Origin of the sequence: Liquorilactobacillus cacaonum DSM 21116, from assembly GCF_001436735.1 — a bacterium.
Lineage (GTDB): Bacteria > Bacillota > Bacilli > Lactobacillales > Lactobacillaceae > Liquorilactobacillus > Liquorilactobacillus cacaonum.
Window position 1 is genome coordinate 576 of the sequence record NZ_AYZE01000010.1, and the last position, 18715, is coordinate 19290.

Here is an 18715-nt window from a genome sequence, read left to right on the forward strand (position 1 = left end):
CCATGGAAGGGTAGCGAAGTCTGGCTAAACGCGGCGGACTGTAAATCCGCTCCTTCGGGTTCGGTGGTTCGAATCCACTCCCTTCCATTTTTTATAATAGGGGTATAGTTTAAAGGTAGAACTACGGTCTCCAAAACCGTCAGTGTGGGTTCAATTCCTACTACCCCTGCCATTTGATGGCGATAGTGGCGAAGTGGTTAACGCACCGGATTGTGGCTCCGGCACGCGTGGGTTCGATTCCCACCTATCGCCTTAAGATTGGGTTATAGCCAAGCGGTAAGGCAAGGGACTTTGACTCCCTCATGCGCTGGTTCGAATCCAGCTAACCCAGTTTTTGGATTTGTTCTATATCTGGCGGTATAGCCAAGTGGTAAGGCAGAGGTCTGCAAAACCTTCATCACCGGTTCAAATCCGGTTACCGCCTTTAGTAGTTGTTTTTTAGGCGCTAACTTTGTTAATTTATTGCAGATTATTTTTATGCCGGTGTGGCGGAATTGGCAGACGCGCTGGACTCAAAATCCAGTGCCCGTTGAGGGCGTATCGGTTCGACCCCGATCACCGGTATTTTTGGTAACAATTAGGAACAATTAAAAGTCTCAAAACCGCATGGTTGAGGCTTTTTTATTTTTAGAAAAATTAATTAATTGTTGAGTTGTTGCAATTTTGTTGCAATCAGCTTATCTGACTTGGCTTTATACTCATCAATGAGGTAAGCATATTTTTTGGTCGTAGTAGTCAAATCAGCATGTCCTAGTCGTTTACTGATCGCGTAAATATCTATTCCTTGAAATAATAAATAGGCAACGTGAGAATGTCTGAGAGAATGAAAATGAAATCCTTGCCGATGAATGTCACATTGGTCTAGTAATTCACGTAGTTTTTTATTAACTGCGTTTGAAGAAGGTATTGTGTATTGATTGTTGATAAATACCATAGTATTATTATTTACTCTCAATTCTTTTAATATATGCAATAAGTCATCATTTGCAGCAATAATGCGAGTTGAAGACTGGTTCTTTGTTTCTTTAAGTTTTTTCTGAACATAGCTGTATGATTTATTGATTGAAATTGTTTTATGAATAAAGTCAATATCGTTCCAAGTTAGCGCTGCAATTTCTCCAAGACGTGCACCGGTGTAAATGGCAGTAAGGATCATGTACTTAGTTGTATATCTAGGATCCATTTTATTTGAAGCAGCATTGATTATTTTTTTAATTTCTTCAACGTTTAAATAATCAATATAGCGAGTTTTGTTTTTGTCAAAGGCTAATTCAACTCCGTAAGTAAAGTCCTTTAATATTAGGCCATCAAATACAGCTGATTTAACGCAAGCACGCACATAAATATTTATTTCTTGCATCATTTCCTTGCTATGAGTATTTCCATATTTGTTTATGAAAAGTTGATAGTCCAATCTAGTCATATTTCTTAACTTGGTATAGGGAAAGTAGTTCTTTAGAATGTTAGTAACATGAATATACTTTCTGTACGTGCTAGTAGCTAATTTGTTTTCTTTATAGGTCTTGTGCCAATGTTCAAAGTATTGTGGGAATGTCATATTTGTTTGGTCAAGGTTCGTTGATTCAATGTCAGAAACATATTTTCTTGCTTCAGCTTTAGTATTAAAGCCTGATTTATAAATTTGTTTAAGGTCATCGCCAGTTCTTTTAGATACTCTAACAGACCAACCATTTTTGGTTTTTTTATAACTTGCCATTGTTTTCACCTCCTTTATATTTTAAAATAGACAAATAGGGTATAGTTACCCTACATAAACGATGAGACACATCTTTTACTTTGGTCAGTGGGGGATGTGTTTTTATTTTAATTTAAGGAAAAAATATAGTAATCCCAAGATAACTAGTATAGCAAGTATATATTGCCAAAGCGAAACCAATATAATGAGTGCAATTATAATTCCAATAAAAGAGTACGTACTAGAGCTATTTTGTTTTGAAATGTGCTTTCTAGATGTACTATTTATTACATCTTTAATTCCAAAAGTAGTTTTATTATAAACCTTGTTGTACATAGCTTTTTTAGGATTACTTATCCAACCCATACCTTTTTTTCCGTAATATGGGTTAATTGAACGCTTAAGTTTTCTTTTGAAATTTCCAGTTGTTCGTGCTGAGACAGACTTTTTAAAACTAGGTGTTCTAAGACCAAATTTCATATTGATTAACTTCCTTTATCGGAGTGACTTTCGATAACCTGCTGCTTGGGCATCAGCTTCTGTATTAAAGTAGACAGCATTAGCTGAATTCATATGATATCCAGCTTGACCAGGCACATGGTATATATGTGACCTAGAGTTACCAATGATTTTTCCAGATGTACCAGTATATAGATTACCTCCAGTATTTGTAGTTGCAGTTGCTTTTGAAATAGCTGCTCGACTGCTAGCGGCTGCACTAGATGAAACTGCTGCTACATAACTACTTGATGCGGAGATTGATGCGGAAATTGATTGTGATGAAGCAACAGAAGCAGCTACTGATGATGATTCCGACATACTTGACGCAATTGACTCACTTTCAGACGCTGATGATGCAATGCTTGCAGATTCAGAAGCCGCTGATTCGCTTTCTGCTTTGCTCTCAGCTTTTGCTTCTTTTAAGGATTCTTTCTTTCTTGATAATGATTCAGCTTTTTTCTTTGCAAGTTCGTTAGCTTTTTTCTCTTTTTTTGAGTTACTGGAAGTATTTTTAACTTGTGATGTTAGGGCCTCACTAGAATGCGAACTAGCTTCAGGACCACCTTTTGCAACATCTACAAATATAGCAGTAGCAAATATTACAAGGATACCTAGCATAATTTTTTTGAAATTAAACCTAGAAACACTATGTTTTCTGGTTTTGGAAACAATAAAAGTAATTAAAAAAATAACAAAAAGTATGAAACTAACTCTAGCTATATTAAGAACGAAGTTACCCGGTAAAAAACCTAGTAACAAGGCAGAAATAATTAACAAAGTAATATAATTATGTTGCCTAATAAAATTTAAAAACATATCTTTCACAAATATTCCCCCAAAAATAAAGTCAGCTTTTAAAGTCATCAGATTTGGACCTTAACAAATTCTTAATAAATAATACCATGAAAAATAAATTTTAAATATAATATATGTAAAAAACATCCAAGATATGATAAAATTATTCCAGATACATGCTAATAAGTTCTAGCCAATGGCTCCCCCCGAGAAAATTGGCTAGAACTTATTTTGGCTCTTTGCCAAAAAATGTGTATTATAAATTTAAAATTTGTTTCTTTTTTGCATCAAATTCTTCGTTAGTTATGATGCCGTCATCTAGCAATTTTTTTAAATCTCGCAAATCATTTAAATTTGATTTTTTTTCTGAACTTATAGACTCGCTAGTGTTGTTTACCGGTGGCTTGGTAGTTGCGTAAGAACTATTGTTATTAATTTTTTCTTCGAAAGGCATATTTTTAAAGCCTTTTTTAAGAGGAAGTCCCAAAGCAACTAGAATAATAAAGGACCATCTGAAGAGATTTAAATCTGGATAATATTTCGTGCTCTCGGTCGATGCTAGTAAGGTTATTATAATAGCAACAATACAAATTGCCCATTCTAACCATTTTAAAGGTCGTTTATTGCATGTAACTGAATATATAATCCCAATTATGCCTGCTAATATTGAGAGAATAAGACCAGTTCCTCCTGCACCTTGTGCACTTTTTGGAATATACAGTGTACCAGCGTAAGCGACTACTCGATATGATTCTTGCCAAGCTATAATTGCAAATACAAAAAGTAAAATTCCCGCTATCAATCTTCTAATAATAAGTTTGTCCATATTTTCGTTCCTCCAATAGTTGTTGTTTTGATATATGTATCTAAAAAAATTATGTGTTAGTATGTAAAAAATATCTGAGTTATGCTATATTTTACTCAGATACATTTTATAGGTCTTAAGTTGTCGCCCCAAATGTGATGAGTTAAGACTTATTTTTTTGTTTCATTATTACTTTTCCTATGATGCGAACATTCTCTGCTGGATAGACCATATCTTCATATTTCTTGTTGGTAGACCTTAATCTAATTTGTCCATCTTCACGATAAATCTTCTTGCAAGTAACCCCAATATCTTTGATAGTTACGATAACTATTTGTCCATCAGTGTCAGGTGTAGGCTGATAATGTACGAATGCTTGTGAGCCCTTCTTAAGCAACGGTTCCATTGAATCCCCAGCGATTGTAACAACTTCATCAGCACCACGAGGAACTTCATTTCTTACTACTATTTCTTCTTGAGAATCTTGATAGTCTCCATCAATAGGATCTCCTGCAGCAGTTGAACGGCCAGAACGAATAGTTTTGTTGTTTTGTTCTTCTAATTGATTACTGGTAAAATTATAAACGAGCTTTTGTCTAGATTTTTCTAACTTATCATATATAGAAAGAATATTGTTATCTGAATCAATTCCTAAAAGATATCTTGGATCCAAATTTAAAGCTTTAGCAAAAATCTCTGTTTTGTTGACAGGAAATTCTCTTGAACCATTTTCATATCTTGATAGAGCAGCTTTTGAAAGTCCAACTTTCTCACCCAATTGATCTAATGACATTTTTTTATTTTTTCTGGAATCGGTAATTATTTGTAATATTTCTTTGCTTGATCTCATCTTATATCACCTCTTAACAGCCATTATTATATACTATTTGTTACCACAAGTAAACAAAATAAAATTAATAAAAGATAAACGTTGACATACGGTAACGAAAAAGCTATATTAATATTGTGGAAAGGAGGAGTAAGAAAATGGAAATAAATTTAAAGCGGATTAAGGCAGAAAGAATTACAGCCGGGATTTCACAACAAGAAATGGCTAAAATTATAGGGGTTTCTCGTGGTGCTTATTGGAAACGTGAGAATGGTCAAACTCAAATTGGGGTTGAAGAACTTGCTAAAATTGCGGAAGCAATTGGAATAGATAAAAATAACATTGGAATTTTTTTTAAATTTGGTGTTACCGAATGTCAACATTTAGTTACCAAATAGAAAGGAGAAACGATAAAGATGAAAAAACAACAAAGAATTATTCATGATTTTATTTATTTTTACAAAGATAAAAATAAGAATAACATTCCAATTTTAACTGGAAGTGATATTAGATTTGAATCGATTATTTGGCTGGATTTAGAACAAAAAAAGAAAATTTTCACTAATTGGGAAAAAAGTAAAAATAATCTTTTTGTATTTGTTGACGGTATGGAGTTCAAATTAGCCTAGATTCAATGAACTAACAATAACTTTTGCAGCGACAGAGGAAATGATGTCCAAGGAAACACTAGCAAATTTAGAGGTAGTTTTTTTAGTTTTCTTCCAAACTTCAGGATCACGTATGTTATCAAGATATTTATGACCTTCAAAGGTTAGATTACCTGGTTGAATCCACATAGGCATATCGTTTCCCCAAGTAATTTTGGAGGTTACAAAGTTACCTTCAGCTAATTTATTAAGCGTATAAACTAATTCATCACGTGTTTTATTTAGTTCCTTTGATAACTCAATAAAGTCATTTTCCGAAGGACCTCTTAAGTTGGAACTACTTTCATAGGCTAGTAAAAGATTGCGGACGTAATCATGATCTAGTTTCATATAATTTCACCACCTTTTTGGAACATCTAGAATTATACTACTAAAAAAATAAAAGGAGTTATGCACAAAAATAAAAATATAGGAGATGAAGACATGGAAACATTAATTAACGAAAAAGTAATCTTACAACTAGTTGATAAAAAAGTATCTGATATTGCTAGTGAAACATTGAAATCTAAACTAGATGGAATTACATGGTGTATGAATGACTTTCGCAAAAATTGTTGTGGCAATAAAAGCCCTGATTGGGTAGCAACTTTTATTTTTGCTGAGTTTAAAAGTGAAATCAACTATCGCAATGGAGGCTGGCTTATTCCAGCACGTGGCAAAGGCACAGCAAATATCATTTTTGCAAAAAAGGCCATGGAGTGGATGGAGAAGAATCAACAGCGAATTGATTGGGATGCAAGGTTAGAAAGGAAATGATGTTATGAACGAAATTAAGCCAGTTAGATTCAACCAAGAACTGATTTTAACAACAGAACAACTAGCCGAGTTCTATGGAACTACTGTGGATCGTATTAAACAAAATTTTAAGAGAAATGAGGCTAAGTTTGAAGAAACGAAACACTATTTCTTACTGGAAGGAAATGAATTAAAAAGTTTCAAGGACCAAGTATCAAATAGCTCCTTGGTGGCGGAAAGAACAGCTCATTTATATCTTTGGACCAAGCGTGGAGCAAGCCGACACTCAAAAATGCTGGGTACGGAACGTGCATGGGATATGTTTGATGAACTTGAAGAAAACTATTTTACACAAAAAATAGTTCCAATGAGTTTACCAGGACAAATAAAATTAATCGCTCAAGGTTATAGCCAACTTGAAGAGGATGTTAAACAAATTAAAGAGAATATGGGACTTCCTGGAAATATGGCCTATCGTTTTACTAGAGAAAGAAATAAAAAGGTTATTAATTCTTTAGGCGGAAAAGATAGCAATGCTTACCAAGACAAAGCGCTGCGTACTAAAACATATAGTACTTTGTTTAAATCGTTCAAAGAAACATTTATGCAAGATCGTTATAGTGATACTCCAATTTCTCGATTTAATGAGGCTCTTGAATTTGTACAAAGTTGGTATGTACCTTTTGAACTACAAAGAGAGATAAATACAGTTAATGCACAAACTAAAATAGCTTTATAAAGGAGAATTAAGATGGTTTTACTGATGGGTTTTATCGCTTTTATCGCGATTGTTGCAATTATGCTCTTAGATGAGCAGAGAGGGGATAAGAAATGAAAAAAGTTGGTATTGGATTGCTTATAGGAATGATTCTTACTAAGGCATTGAATGTTTCAACTGTTTATGTGGGTTACACCATAGCTACCCTTTTGTTTGCAGGAATGACATTTTGTATAGGTGGATATATAAGCATGATTGCATTCAAAGATGATAGTAGTCATAACAAATAAAAAAGAGCCTACCTGGAATAGGCCCTACTACACTACAAGGTAATTATAGCATGGAAAATGAAAGATACGAAGGACATGTTGTATCAATAAAAAAAGACTTAGTAACGTTCAGGATTGATGAAATAGATAGCATGATTAAGCTGCTAAAAAAAGGCAGAGTTCATTTTGATTTAACAGAACATGAACCAGAACAGATTACAGGAATTCAGCGTAGAAAAGCTTACGCAATGATTCATGATATCGGAATGGCACAGGGATGTGAACAGAGCTATGAGTTCCAAAAACTTAAAGTTGATCTAAAAGATTCATTTTGCCGGAAGAGTGGATATGGTTCTTTTAGCTTGAGTAATTGCAGTAAATATGTGGCAACTGATTTCATCTCATGGTTAGTCGAATTGTGTTTCTTTAAAGGTATACCATTTCAGTTTAAAGACCTGGTAAATACGTTCGATACAGAGCGCCAAGTCTTTCTGTGTTTGGTGCACAAAAGATGTACAGTGTGTGGCCAGACTAATAATATTCAGATTAATCATGAAGACACAGTTGGCATGGGAAATGACAGAAAACATCTTAACCATCGTAATCATAGGCTAGAAGCATTATGTAGTTATCATCATTTAGAATTTCATAGACTAGGCTCTAAATCTTTCTTTGATAAGTACCATTTTCACGGCACAAAATTGAGGGATGAACAACTAATTGCATTGAAACTAATGTCGCAAAAACAAATGCAAGAGTTTGATGAAGAATATGAACGTGAAAAACTTGCTAGGAGGAACATTGATGAATAAGGCAACCATTATTGGGAGATTAACACGTGACCCAGATTTGAAATATACACAGAGTGGAATAGCAGTAGCAGCGTTCACGGTTGCTGTAAATCGAAGGTATACCAATCAACAAGGAGAACGTGAAGCGGATTTTATAAATTGTGTGATTTGGCGAAAGGCTGCGGAGATTTTTTGCAACTACACACATAAAGGATCTTTGGTTGGTGTTGATGGACATCTGCAAACGAGATCATACGACGCACAAGATGGGCATAAGGTATTTATTACAGAATTGGTGATAGATGAATTTGATTTTCTCGAGACGAAAAAACAGGCGGAACAAAATCATGACCAAATTAGTCAAAATTATGTACAGAATCAAGCAGTAGATGTATTTGAAGCTAATGGTCAACAAATAGATATTAGTGATGAAGATTTACCATTTTAATTTTGGGGAGTGTAGAAATGCAAGATCAACAACCTAGTTATTATTCAATTTTAACAGCGAACGTGAGGTATGATAAAAACCTTTCGGATAGTGAAAAAATACTATATAGCGAAATAACAGCACTTTCAGTTAAAGCTGGTTACTGTTTTGCAACAAACAGTCATCTAGCAAAATTATATGATATATCGAAAGTCACAGTGTCTAGGAGAATCAATCATTTAAAGGAATTAGGGTATCTAAAAGTAGTGGTTATTAGGGATGAGAATCAACAAATAAAGAGGAGAGAAATATACCCAATTACTGACCCTATTATCAAAACTGATAATACCCCTATTATCAATCCTGCAGGGGAGAGTATTAACAAGATTGATGATACCCCTATTATCAGAACTGATAAAGGTAGTATTACAAGTATTAACATTACAAGTATTAATAAAGAAGTAGAAGAAGATGCCCCTCAAAATAATGAATCTGAATCTCATGTTTCAGAGAAAAAATCATTTGAACTTTGGCAAAATAATTGGGGATTTCCAAATGCAATTGCTCAGCAAGACTTGCATGAATGGATTAATGATTTTGGGGATGAACTTGTAACTCACGCTATCGAATATGCTTTAAGGTCGAATGTTACTGCAAGAGGTGCTGATAGGTATTTGTGGAAAGTGTTTGATGATTACAAGAAATACAAAGTTACGACGGTTGAACAAGCCTTGAAGAAAGAAGAGGAACATCAGCAACAAAGTTCGAGAGAGTATGCAGCTGAAAAGACTAGAAAAAAAAATTACCGGCAACCAGTCCAAAAAGAGAAATTACCTGATTGGGCAGAAAATGGGTACGTCGCTGAAAAAAAGGAATCTGAGATGAGTGATGAGGGACGAGAAGAATTGAAAAAGAGGCTGGCAACGTTTAAGAGAAAAGAAATCTAGGAGGAATAAACATGTCAAAACAAATTAATTTTGATTTATCAGCTGTTGCTGAAGGTGGATTGCAAGAAAAGTTGGATAGAGCACTTGATCAAGTAACAGAAAACATTATGGATCCCAACACGGACCAAACAAAGAAAAGAAAAATAACAATCAATTTAGTATTTGAACCTTCAAAATCAGGGGATGCAGTAGATGTTGATATTCAAACCAAGATTAGCCTAGTCCCAGAAACTGGAGTAGGAACGACAATGTTGATTGGGCGTGATGGCAAAGGAAAGGCGGTGGTCAATGAGCTTAAGTCAGGAACGCCAGGACAAACTTTTATTGACCCAGATGATGGAGAAGTAAAGACAGATACAGGAGTACCAGTTGCGGACATTGAGAAAGAACAAAAAGTCATTGATTTACAAAAAAAGAAAGGTTAGGTAATCAAAAATGGAATTAAGAGAACTTGAAGGATTAACGGAATTAGCAAGAGAAGCAGAAGGTAAAAAGACTTTTGAAGTGAACGGGAGAACTTACTTTATTGACGGACGTGGAGATTTAGAAGTTGTAAAGGAAACCAGCATCCCTCAAAGCCCAGTGACTTTGCATACACTTACAGGATTGCTTGATTACATTGTTGCCGAAAATAAGAGTGTTCCAACTTCAGCCGAAATAGCAATGCCTTTAGTTGGTGCAAGATTACGGATTGATGATCCTACAACAGTTTATCTTGAAGGATCACTTGATGAATATGGGAGACGTCCTGTACAAGCAATTGCAAAATTTAAAACACCTAATTTTGAATTTAATAACTGGTATGACCAAGAGGAAATGAATATCTCAATGCAATCATCTTTTGTTAAGACGGATGACCGAGATGTAATTCTACAAGTCATTGGTAACTTAAAGGAAAGTGATGTTAAACAAGCCTCTGATGATGGAGTAACACAGCAAGTCCAAATTAAGTCAGGAGTTGCGAGTGTTGCTGATGTAAAAGTTCCTAATCCAGTTTTACTCGCACCTTATCGAACATTCTTAGAGGTTAAACAACCTGAAAGCAAATTTATTTTCAGAATGCGTTCAGGAATGATGTCGGCCATCTTTGAAGCTGATGGTGGGATGTGGAAGATTGAAGCTGCTGCACTTATAAAGCAGTTCCTTGAAGGAGAATTAAAAGAACTAGGTTTGGAACTTAAAGTAATTGCTTAATTAGCAAAGCTCTCACGTTAGAGGATAGTTACCTGGTCGCTCCAGGGCGTGAGAATAACCGGTTAAAAAATAATAAGGGGATGTAAATTTGGAAAAACATATTTTTGTAGATGTGAATGGTGAAATTTTAAAAGTTGGTGACAAGATGATTTATAACGACAAAGAACAGTTTGTTATTACGAAAATTCTTAAGGGGGCACTGATTGCGCTTGGTGGTGAGGAAGACACAATATGGACTAATCGAGTGTTCGACCGTGTAACAGTAGCTAATTTGTGTGAAAAGGTGGCTTAACCTATGACGGTTCTTAATTACGAGAAATATAAACTGAGTGATCACGCTTTTGAGAGAATCCAAGCGAGATTTAACATCCCTCGTGGTGAAGCCTATGGGTGGTTGAGAAGACTTCTTGAGAATGCTGAATTTGTAAAAGTGGATAAACAGGGATGTGAGCTGTACAAACTCAAAGAAATAAGGATCGTTGTTAATCCTATAACTCATTTTGTAGTTACTGTCTATCAAGCTGATACATTGCAGGACCAGTATTACAGAGAAATGACTGAACTAATGATGAATGCATTAGGTATCAAGGATAAAGAAGCCGAGGCATTGAAGAAAAAGACGTGGAAGTTCTTTTTAGAAAGACAAACTGGAAAGGGAAAGTGAAATGAGTGAAACTGCAGTCATGGCAATAAAAAGACTAGTTAACCAGCACAAATTTCCAAATACAGTTTTAAAAGATGTTTTGGGAAGATTACAAAGTAACGCACTTGGAAACAATGATGAACAAGCAAAGGAATCATACACTTGGCAGCAAGTTAGATTCCTAGAAAATTGGTTGAGATTGAAAGGTGAATAAACATGTTTGAGACAGGTGAAAAAGTAATTTGGCAGAAACAAGAGTACGAAGTAACAGAAATCAGTGATAATTTACCGATTCCTGTTTTGGTGATTGAGGCAGGGGATGAATTGTACAGAGTTCCCGCAGTTCAGGTTAAGAAGGTGTAAATGTGGAAACTTCAACGTTTAATTACATTGCTCAAATAATCAGTGAATACCCAATAACAGATATGTATATCGGACGTCTTGAGAAGGAAAAAGAAATAACGGTAGTGAAACATAAGGAACTTGTGTATTTGAGAGACAATCAAAGAGCAGTGGGAAGAGTTTTAAAGAAATGTATCACATCTGTAGGCAAGGGAGTATTTGATAACATTACATATGACATCATATACGAACTATACTTGCGAGAAACAGCAATTCTTAATTTAGACGGAATTGCAAACAAAACACATTTATCTGTTAGCCAAGTAAAAAAACGGAGACAAGCATTTTTCAAAGAAGTTGCAAGGGAACGAGGAATTAGAATCTAAGATGAGTTATTTTAGATGATTGACATCTTAGTATGAATTTAGCCGACTAGAGATAGTCGGCTTTTTATTTACATTTTCATGGTTCAGTAGTTTAATTACACTTGTTAAAATGTTTTTAATTAAGGGGTGTTATCATGAGTTTAAAAAGTACGATAAAGGATTGTCAAACATTAATTGAATTTGACAATGGGGATGTTTTAAAAGAAAAGGATATTGTTATTTTTAGTTTATTTTCTGGACTGAATGAAAAAGCAAAGACAATTAATGTGTTGGATGAAGCCAAACAGTATTCTGATTTTTCAATAATTGTAAGAAGTTTCATAGAACAACTTTCATATTTAAATTATATTTTGAAAGAAAACACAGTAAATAGAGCACAAATGTATTTGATGTTCCAAAAATATAATGACTGCTTAAAGGTTAAAAAATATATTGAATTACCTACAGCAAACAAAGATGAGGTTGAAAAGTTTAAGGAGAAAATTAATATCAAAATAAAGAAAGATGATGGTAATTTCAATTCCTTTGAAGACCAATTTAATTATTTTGAAGCTAAGTATATTGAACTGTTGCCACCAGATACTAAACCAGAGCGTACAAGTTGGTATAGTGTTGAAAATAATAAAAAAAATGGAATCAATAATTTTAGAGAATTAATGAATGATTTAGAAATGTTACCGGTATATTTGGGATTATACGCTACTATGTCCAATGCCGTGCATGGTTCGGATGCTACTAGTCATTTTGAAGTTATTGATGAAAATACTTTCGGTTATGTAGTTAATGATATGAATGAAATTGTTGAAATGGTTGATGCTTATTTAAGGTCAGAGTTCATTTCTGTTGCCAAATATTACCGAATATTAAACAAAGGTAAATTTAAAGCGATATATGAGAAGTTTAAAATAAACGCATCTTTTAATTTGAAAAATTTTTAATGAGTTTATAGCGGCAATTTTGCTGCTTTTTTTGTGCCCAAAACGAGCCAAATATGAGCCGTTTAACAACTATTTAAGTATTAGAATAATAATTGTTCCTGAGGAGAAAGCTTTGGTTGATTACTAAAGTGGGGTATTAAAATGGCATAGCATGATCTATGCCGGGTAGCTCCGTTATCTGCTAAGTGGTCGTCGGGACCACATACATAGTTGAATAAATTTGGGTAAGCTCCGTTAATGGCTGAGAAAAAGGATGACTATGATAGCCATCCTTTTTTGTTTAGAAAGGTGATAGCAAATGAGTCTAAGTGGTGAATATGTAGAAAAGCTGAGGTCAATTGATAGTTATCAAGTAGCAGTTCATAAATTAATGAACAGGCTTAATTTGAAGAACTATGAAGCGGACCAACTCTTATACATTCAACTAACAGAGCATAGACTCAAAACATTTGATGAAGAAGTATTGTTAATCAAAATTGATGAACAAGATGTAAGACTCAAATGGGCTATCACATATGCATGCAGGGATGTGACACGTAGAGAGTATGCAGATAGAAAAAAGCAGGAGAACATAAAGCAATCAGAAGTAATCAACTTAGATAGGCCAGACAGGCTCACAGAGCATGACTTAAACAGCATACTCAATCTTATACCTAAGTTGTTTAAAAACCATTTCACAGCTCAGTGGTGCATCTCAGTTCTTGAGTATGGAGAAATTGAGACAAGAGAAAATTTTAATATGACGAAACGTCAATTCAGCGACAAACTCTATCAAGTTGAATTGTATTGCAAGAAACACAGAGAAAAGATGGTGAACATGGTCCTATCAAAACAACAGCAAGATTTCTTAGAGGAAGAAGCAACACTCAGGAAATTCATTGAGACGGTTGAGAGAGAAGATTTTAGGGATGAAGACTTCAATGAACTGATTGAAGAACATTATGAATTTATTGATGATGTTATTGGATGCATCCCTCGATTGCAACAACCTAAGCTTTTGCTAGAAGATTTTAAAACATGTAGCAGCATTGATAAATACAAGTTAGTCAATCGTTTGTATGAACGTTTAGACGAACTAGAAAGGAAGATGATTGAACAATGAGCAGAGTACATTATTGTCAACAGAACTTCTGTAGAGAACTGATCCCAGTTAAGGAAAGATATTGCAGTGAACACGCAAAATTACACAAGAAATATTCAAGCGTAACTGATGAGCAGCGCAAAGCATTATACAAGTCCTATAACAATCAACAGCGTAATAGACAAGCTGATGCATTCTATCAAGGCAGACGTTGGAAGAAAGTAAGAGACACAGTATTTGTTAGAGATATGGCAACATGCCAAGTATGTGGGAATGTACTACAGACTAAGATAGTTGATCATATAGTAAGACGAGATTTATTAGCAGGATTAGAACAATATGATATGAATAACCTTTGGTGTCTATGTGGTAGGTGCCACAACATCAAGACAAAGCTAGAACAATCTATGTTGGCCAAGCCAAATGGTAAGAACAAGTTGAAACATATTAGCAAAGATAATTGGATTAAGTATATTAAGGAGCGGATGAATAATGAGAACAAAAGATAAAGATGAGTTGTTGATGAACTTAGCAAAGCGAGTTAATAAATTAGAAGATAAAGTATTCAAGGATGATACTCAAGAAGATAAGCAAACAACTGGGGATGAAGTTAAGAAGACAACAAGAACTACTCGTAAGACAGCAACTAAGAAAGAGGAATAAGCATGAGTAATGACATTGCTATAGCTATAACTAAACAAGAACAAGATAAGTTTAAAGTAGCAATAACTAAAGACGTTACTATCAACGAGTTGGAGATTTATACTGCAAGACTTGCTTATTATTTGGCAAAGAGATGGGCAGAACTGAAGAAGATTAGTCTTGAAGAATCGGCAGAACAAGTTGCTATTACAATTGAAAGCCAAATAAATATTTGGGAATCCGAAAAACATGATAAAAAATCACGTGTTAAACACGTTAATAATACTGAAGAGATAAAACACAAGAAAAACTAACGGATATAATAGACCCCCCGCCTATCAAGGCTTTCTGAGAAAGCATACGACATATAACTTTTTTGAAGGTGCGTGACAGAAATAAAAACTTTTTTGTAGGGGGGCAAAAAGACCGAAAAACCAGTATTTCAAGGCTTTTCGGTCTTATTTATTAATCAAAACTATATACCTAAAAAGAAGGTAATGCAAATGGCCGGAAGAAAAATGAAATTAACAGAAAAAAAGGCCGACAAAAAATATCAGCGTGATCGGACACAAAAATTAATTGAAAAAACAAAGGATTATTCTGTATTGCAAAAAACACCACCTCGTATTCTGAAAGGTAAAGCTAAGTGGGCTTATAAAAAATTATATCCTGTTTTATCTGAGTCAGGATTTATAAAACAAACAGATTTACAAACGATTGTGACACTTTGCATGAATATAGAACTTTTAAATAAAGCATATGAAGACGTGCAAGAACATGGAATAAATACGCCGGCATACAAAACAGTTGTAAATCCTGTTACTGGTAAGGTTATCGCTCATGATTTTACTGGATATAAAAGAAATCCAGCAACTCAAATTCTTGATTCAGCAACTGCAAAAATAAAAACGCTGGGTGAAGCTTTAGGATTAACCCCTTCCGCAAGAGCAAGTTTGCTAAGTTTGGCCAAAGAGGATGAAAATGAGGAAAGCCTTTCAGATATGCTACAAAAGGAGTCTGATTTTTGATGGATAAAATTGATTTAACAAAAAAAGGAATGACTGTAGAAAAAGCGTACAAAATTCAGAAAGAAAAAGGAACTTATGATTTAATTTTTAAAAATTATAAGGATCCTGCAACAAAGTATGCTTTTGCTACTCTTGAAGGTGTTGAGCAGGCAGGAGAAATGGTTAAACTCGATTCATTTAGACATCTCAATGATTTAGTTAGATCTCTAGAAAATACAGAAGAATTTAGATATCATTATTCGCTTGATAACTGTCGTAAAATTTTAAACTTTGCTGCAATATGTCCAGATGTGAATGAAGGGAAACCATTGCCTTTAATGCTTTGGCAACGTTCTTTTTTATGCAAACTGATTGGTTGGCGAAATGAAGATGATACTAAGAGATATGCAAAAGCCATACTTAGTATTGCACGAACAAACGGTAAGACCTATTTAAGTAATATTTTAGTGGCGTATGCCTATTTGATTGAAGCCGATAAACTAAGTAATCAAGATATGGCTTATATTGCTCCGGTGTCTGCACAAACAGATAAGGGTTTCCGATATATCAGAACTACTTTTAACTACCTTAAGCAAATTGGTGCGATTGAGAAAATTTTTAAGAAAAAGAAAATACGAGTTGTTGATGATAAAGTCGCATCTTTTGTTAATGAAAATAAACTGATGAAATTATCTCAAGAGTCAGGACAATTTGATTCATATCATTTGTTATTTGTAATCAATGATGAAGCTGGGGATGCTGATCACCTAGGTAAAATTAAGACTAACAACGGTAAAATCACTTCTGGACAGGTACAAACACCTAATCATCAATTTTTACAGATAAGTACAGCATACCCGGATAGCAACTCATATTTATATCAAGATGAAAAGTTACTTAAGGAAATTATGGAACGAGATTATGAGCGTTTATTAGATGATTACCTTTGTGTAGTGTACGAACAAGACAGCATAGAAGAAACAAATAGTCCTGGAACTTGGGTAAAAAGCAACCCTGTTTTAGGTTTAAAAAGTAAAAAAGGGATGCTACAGAGCTTAATTTCTGAAAGAGATACATTTATTAGTCAAGGAAAAATAGCAGAGTTTCAAAACAAAAATTTGAATTTATGGTTACAAACTAAAGCAAATACTTATTTGGACCTTGATGATATTGAAAATGCAGTGGTTCAAAATTTGCCTTTTGACTCGATAAAAAAGAGAGAAGTATATGTGGGCTGGGATTTATCACACTTTTCAGATGATACGGCTGTGCCTTTGGTGTTTCCTTATATTGAAAATAATGTTGGTAAGTTCTTTATTTTGCAGCACAGTTGGGTACCACTTGCTAGAGCCCAAAATAACGTAACTATCAAAGAACGTATGGATGGAATTAATTATAGAGAAGCAGAGAAACTTGGCTTTGCAACAATTGCTAACAATCAATACGGATACATTGATGAATATGCTCCGTACACCTGGTTAATGGAATTTATAAAGCAAAATGAACTGGATGTTAAGTTTTTCAATTATGATGCTTGGCAAACAGAGGGAATTATCAAAAAAATGGAACAAAAAACAGAAATAAATCTTATGCCTGTTCGTCAAGGTACGAAAAGTTTAAATGAGCCAACAACATATTTCAGAAAGCTAATGGATATGGGAAGAATTACTTATTTTAAAGATCCTATTATTCTGGCCAGTTTAAAAAATGCCGTTTTGTTGCAAGATAATAATGGTGTAAAGATTGATAAAGATAAAGCAACTGCAAAAATTGATTTTGTTGATGCGACTATTAATACTTTTGTTTCTGCAAAGTACCATTTTGATGATATAAACTTGCTCAAAACAGATAAGAATAAGATTTTTGATGGTTGGAAACAAGAAAAAATTGATGATTACTATAAAAATTATTCGTTCTAGGTAAAAAAATCACGTAGTCAATACGTTAATAATACAGGAGGAACAAAAATGAAGAAATTCAACATACTAGTATTGCAATTTGTTAAGAATTTGCCGTTTTTAATTGTACTGTGTGGTGTAAGTAGTTTGATATATGCTGCTTTTCGAATGAATCAAACTTTAGGATTTGCAATTTTAGGAGTGGGTCTTATCCTAGTGGCCTTTATGGTTTCTCCAAATGAATGATAAGGAGGTGATTGTTATTGAATCCATTCAGAAATTTTAAGAGAGATAGATACATTAATTCTGGTGGAAATACAGCAACAGTTTCAGTTGGCTCAAATGGAACAATTGTGACTTCAAATTATGTAAATGCAGAAGCAGCTCTTAAGAATAGTGATATTTTTGCAGTAGTTACAAAAATTGCAGGTGATATTGCGAGTTGTGATTTTCAAGTTAGTAAACAATTTAAAAAAATTTTGTTAAGCCCGAATGGATTAATTTCGGGCTTTAATTTTTGGCAATCTGTAATTTCACAATTATTATTAGCCGGCAATGCATATGTGATCATCGTTAGAGGTAAAAATAATGCAATTGGACATCTAGAGTATGCAAGCCCTGCTCAAGTACAAATTAATCTAAGTGATGATAGTCAAAGGATGTATTACACAGTTAATTGGAACGACAATCGGGGCGCACAGGTTTATGCATGGTATGATGTTTTACATTTTAGGCTAATGAGTCCTTGGGCTAATGATAGTGGAGATTATTTAACAGGAGTAAGTCCTCTTTATTCATTGCAGCACGACTTACAAATTCAAGAACAATCGAAACAACTTACTTTATCGACATTAAAAAATGCAATTAATCCTTCTTCTGTAATCACACTTCCAGAGGCACAAGTTGATAAAAAAGCAAAAGATTCTGTTAGGGATAGTTTTATTGAACAAAATAGCGGAGAAAATGGTGGAAAAGTTGTTGTTCTAGATCAATCAGCAAAACTAGACAAGATTGTTATAGATACTGATGTTGCTAATTTCCTTAGTAATTATGATTTTTCACAGGCTCAAATTACTAAAGCTTTTGGAATCCCACAATCAATTTTGGATGATAAAAAGGGAGATCAGCAGTCAAACATTGGAGAGATAATGAATTTCTACGCAAGTTCATTAATGCAATATGTGAAGCCAATCGAAAGCGAACTTACTTTAAAACTAAAGACTGAAGTTACATTGAATATTGCCAATGCTGTTGATTTAACACATCAGAATTTGATTACAAATATTGTTGCTTTGGGTGCAGGAAGAACACCAGTACTTGCAGCGACACAAGCACAACAAATACTTATTGATAATGGTGTATTTAACATGAAAATTCAGGAACCATCAGAAGGGGGGATGTAG

Annotated in this window: 30 protein-coding genes and 6 tRNA genes; 30 read left to right on the forward strand and 6 right to left on the reverse strand. The window is 34.1% G+C overall.

The genetic code is table 11. From position 1 onward, the window contains the following. Positions 1 to 4 precede the first annotated feature (4 nt). From FC80_RS03140 to FC80_RS03165, 6 genes are all read left to right on the forward strand, one after another. Positions 5 to 87 (forward strand) — tRNA-Tyr (locus FC80_RS03140). 11 nt (positions 88 to 98) lie between these two features. Beyond that, positions 99 to 172, forward strand: a tRNA-Trp gene (locus FC80_RS03145). A 7-nt stretch (positions 173 to 179) separates the two neighbouring features. Further along, a tRNA-His gene (locus FC80_RS03150) sits at positions 180 to 252 on the forward strand. Positions 253 to 259: 7 nt separating this feature from the next. After that, positions 260 to 331, forward strand: a tRNA-Gln gene (locus FC80_RS03155). Between the two features lie 22 nt (positions 332 to 353). Then, positions 354 to 424 (forward strand) — tRNA-Cys (locus FC80_RS03160). Between the two features lie 55 nt (positions 425 to 479). Continuing rightward, a tRNA-Leu gene (locus FC80_RS03165) sits at positions 480 to 564 on the forward strand. Between the two features lie 76 nt (positions 565 to 640). Here FC80_RS03165 and FC80_RS03170 read toward each other — a convergent pair. The 5 genes from FC80_RS03170 to FC80_RS03190 all read right to left on the reverse strand — a co-directional run bounded on the left by FC80_RS03170 (position 641) and on the right by FC80_RS03190 (position 4647). After that, the gene (locus FC80_RS03170) at positions 641 to 1717 is read right to left on the reverse strand and encodes a tyrosine-type recombinase/integrase (protein ID WP_057828704.1); all 1077 of its coding nucleotides are present in this window, start codon (positions 1715 to 1717) and stop codon (positions 641 to 643) included. 102 nt (positions 1718 to 1819) lie between these two features. Continuing rightward, positions 1820 to 2176, reverse strand: coding sequence for a hypothetical protein (locus tag FC80_RS09650; RefSeq protein WP_083486914.1), 357 nt, complete (start codon positions 2174 to 2176; stop codon positions 1820 to 1822). A 15-nt stretch (positions 2177 to 2191) separates the two neighbouring features. Beyond that, complete coding sequence (locus FC80_RS03180; protein WP_235807234.1) at positions 2192 to 3013, reverse strand: sunset domain-containing protein; 822 nt, start codon at positions 3011 to 3013, stop codon at positions 2192 to 2194. 235 nt (positions 3014 to 3248) lie between these two features. Next, a complete protein-coding gene (locus FC80_RS03185; protein WP_057828705.1) occupies positions 3249 to 3818 on the reverse strand; it encodes an SHOCT domain-containing protein in 570 nt (189 codons plus the stop codon). 142 nt (positions 3819 to 3960) lie between these two features. After that, on the reverse strand, positions 3961 to 4647 hold the full coding sequence (locus FC80_RS03190) for an XRE family transcriptional regulator (protein WP_057828706.1): 687 nt from the start codon (positions 4645 to 4647) through the stop codon (positions 3961 to 3963). Between the two features lie 137 nt (positions 4648 to 4784). Here FC80_RS03190 and FC80_RS03195 point away from each other — a divergent pair, with 137 nt between their 5' ends. Both FC80_RS03195 and FC80_RS03200 read left to right on the forward strand, forming a co-directional pair. Then, positions 4785 to 5024: a helix-turn-helix domain-containing protein gene (locus FC80_RS03195; RefSeq protein ID WP_057828707.1), complete on the forward strand. Its 240-nt coding sequence runs from the start codon at positions 4785 to 4787 to the stop codon at positions 5022 to 5024. 18 nt (positions 5025 to 5042) lie between these two features. Further along, the gene (locus tag FC80_RS03200; protein WP_057828708.1) at positions 5043 to 5255 is read left to right on the forward strand and encodes a hypothetical protein; all 213 of its coding nucleotides are present in this window, start codon (positions 5043 to 5045) and stop codon (positions 5253 to 5255) included. Here FC80_RS03200 and FC80_RS03205 read toward each other — a convergent pair. Then, positions 5247 to 5624, reverse strand: coding sequence for a DUF2513 domain-containing protein (locus FC80_RS03205; protein ID WP_057828709.1), 378 nt, complete (start codon positions 5622 to 5624; stop codon positions 5247 to 5249). The two genes, FC80_RS03200 and FC80_RS03205, sit on opposite strands and share 9 nt — an antisense overlap. 93 nt (positions 5625 to 5717) lie before the next feature. On the opposite strand from FC80_RS03205, the gene FC80_RS03210 reads away from it, so the two are divergent. The 22 genes from FC80_RS03210 (at position 5718) to FC80_RS03300 (ending at position 18715) form a co-directional block, all read left to right on the forward strand. Further along, positions 5718 to 6050, forward strand: a complete 333-nt coding sequence (locus FC80_RS03210) for a DUF771 domain-containing protein (protein ID WP_057828710.1) — start codon at positions 5718 to 5720, stop codon at positions 6048 to 6050. 4 nt (positions 6051 to 6054) lie between these two features. Continuing rightward, positions 6055 to 6768, forward strand: a complete 714-nt coding sequence (locus FC80_RS09610; RefSeq protein ID WP_057828711.1) for an ORF6C domain-containing protein — start codon at positions 6055 to 6057, stop codon at positions 6766 to 6768. A 92-nt stretch (positions 6769 to 6860) separates the two neighbouring features. Further along, a complete protein-coding gene (locus FC80_RS03220) occupies positions 6861 to 7037 on the forward strand; it encodes a hypothetical protein (protein WP_235807228.1) in 177 nt (58 codons plus the stop codon). Positions 7038 to 7087: 50 nt separating this feature from the next. Continuing rightward, positions 7088 to 7828 carry a putative HNHc nuclease gene (locus tag FC80_RS03225; protein ID WP_057828712.1) on the forward strand — a complete coding sequence of 247 codons (741 nt, stop codon included), beginning with the start codon at positions 7088 to 7090 and terminating at the stop codon, positions 7826 to 7828. After that, the gene (locus FC80_RS03230) at positions 7818 to 8255 is read left to right on the forward strand and encodes a single-stranded DNA-binding protein (RefSeq protein WP_057828713.1); all 438 of its coding nucleotides are present in this window, start codon (positions 7818 to 7820) and stop codon (positions 8253 to 8255) included. The genes FC80_RS03225 and FC80_RS03230 overlap by 11 nt, the downstream gene beginning before the upstream one ends. A 17-nt stretch (positions 8256 to 8272) precedes the next feature. Beyond that, complete coding sequence (locus tag FC80_RS09535) at positions 8273 to 9181, forward strand: helix-turn-helix domain-containing protein (protein WP_057828714.1); 909 nt, start codon at positions 8273 to 8275, stop codon at positions 9179 to 9181. An 11-nt stretch (positions 9182 to 9192) separates the two neighbouring features. After that, positions 9193 to 9606 carry a hypothetical protein gene (locus FC80_RS03240; protein WP_057828715.1) on the forward strand — a complete coding sequence of 138 codons (414 nt, stop codon included), beginning with the start codon at positions 9193 to 9195 and terminating at the stop codon, positions 9604 to 9606. Positions 9607 to 9616: 10 nt separating this feature from the next. Continuing rightward, on the forward strand, positions 9617 to 10375 hold the full coding sequence (locus tag FC80_RS03245) for a hypothetical protein (protein WP_057828716.1): 759 nt from the start codon (positions 9617 to 9619) through the stop codon (positions 10373 to 10375). A gap of 88 nt (positions 10376 to 10463) precedes the next feature. Next, complete coding sequence (locus tag FC80_RS03250) at positions 10464 to 10667, forward strand: hypothetical protein (protein ID WP_057828717.1); 204 nt, start codon at positions 10464 to 10466, stop codon at positions 10665 to 10667. A 3-nt stretch (positions 10668 to 10670) separates the two neighbouring features. Next, positions 10671 to 11039 (forward strand): hypothetical protein, encoded by a 369-nt coding sequence (locus FC80_RS03255; protein ID WP_057828718.1) that lies wholly within the window; start codon positions 10671 to 10673, stop codon positions 11037 to 11039. 1 nt (position 11040) lies between these two features. After that, the gene (locus tag FC80_RS03260; RefSeq protein ID WP_057828719.1) at positions 11041 to 11232 is read left to right on the forward strand and encodes a DUF6877 family protein; all 192 of its coding nucleotides are present in this window, start codon (positions 11041 to 11043) and stop codon (positions 11230 to 11232) included. A 2-nt stretch (positions 11233 to 11234) separates the two neighbouring features. Continuing rightward, the gene (locus tag FC80_RS09460; protein ID WP_157055578.1) at positions 11235 to 11381 is read left to right on the forward strand and encodes a hypothetical protein; all 147 of its coding nucleotides are present in this window, start codon (positions 11235 to 11237) and stop codon (positions 11379 to 11381) included. Positions 11382 to 11383: 2 nt separating this feature from the next. Beyond that, positions 11384 to 11746 (forward strand): hypothetical protein, encoded by a 363-nt coding sequence (locus tag FC80_RS03265; protein WP_057828720.1) that lies wholly within the window; start codon positions 11384 to 11386, stop codon positions 11744 to 11746. Positions 11747 to 11880: 134 nt separating this feature from the next. Continuing rightward, positions 11881 to 12684: a DUF5677 domain-containing protein gene (locus FC80_RS03270; protein ID WP_057828721.1), complete on the forward strand. Its 804-nt coding sequence runs from the start codon at positions 11881 to 11883 to the stop codon at positions 12682 to 12684. Between the two features lie 298 nt (positions 12685 to 12982). After that, entirely contained in the window at positions 12983 to 13786 is an 804-nt protein-coding gene (locus FC80_RS03275) for a hypothetical protein (RefSeq protein ID WP_057828722.1), read from the forward strand. After that, a complete protein-coding gene (locus tag FC80_RS03280) occupies positions 13783 to 14274 on the forward strand; it encodes an HNH endonuclease (RefSeq protein WP_057828723.1) in 492 nt (163 codons plus the stop codon). The genes FC80_RS03275 and FC80_RS03280 overlap by 4 nt, the downstream gene beginning before the upstream one ends. Then, positions 14258 to 14428 (forward strand): hypothetical protein, encoded by a 171-nt coding sequence (locus FC80_RS09465; protein ID WP_157055579.1) that lies wholly within the window; start codon positions 14258 to 14260, stop codon positions 14426 to 14428. Before FC80_RS03280 ends, FC80_RS09465 begins: the two co-directional genes overlap by 17 nt. Before the next feature lie 2 nt (positions 14429 to 14430). Further along, on the forward strand, positions 14431 to 14721 hold the full coding sequence (locus FC80_RS03285; protein WP_057828724.1) for a hypothetical protein: 291 nt from the start codon (positions 14431 to 14433) through the stop codon (positions 14719 to 14721). A 189-nt stretch (positions 14722 to 14910) separates the two neighbouring features. Continuing rightward, a complete protein-coding gene (locus FC80_RS09345; RefSeq protein WP_235807229.1) occupies positions 14911 to 15435 on the forward strand; it encodes a phage terminase small subunit P27 family in 525 nt (174 codons plus the stop codon). Next, complete coding sequence (locus FC80_RS03295; RefSeq protein ID WP_057828725.1) at positions 15435 to 17333, forward strand: terminase TerL endonuclease subunit; 1899 nt, start codon at positions 15435 to 15437, stop codon at positions 17331 to 17333. The genes FC80_RS09345 and FC80_RS03295 overlap by 1 nt, the downstream gene beginning before the upstream one ends. Before the next feature lie 48 nt (positions 17334 to 17381). Further along, positions 17382 to 17558 (forward strand): hypothetical protein, encoded by a 177-nt coding sequence (locus FC80_RS09470; protein ID WP_157055580.1) that lies wholly within the window; start codon positions 17382 to 17384, stop codon positions 17556 to 17558. 17 nt (positions 17559 to 17575) lie between these two features. After that, positions 17576 to 18715, forward strand: coding sequence for a phage portal protein (locus tag FC80_RS03300; RefSeq protein ID WP_057828726.1), 1140 nt, complete (start codon positions 17576 to 17578; stop codon positions 18713 to 18715).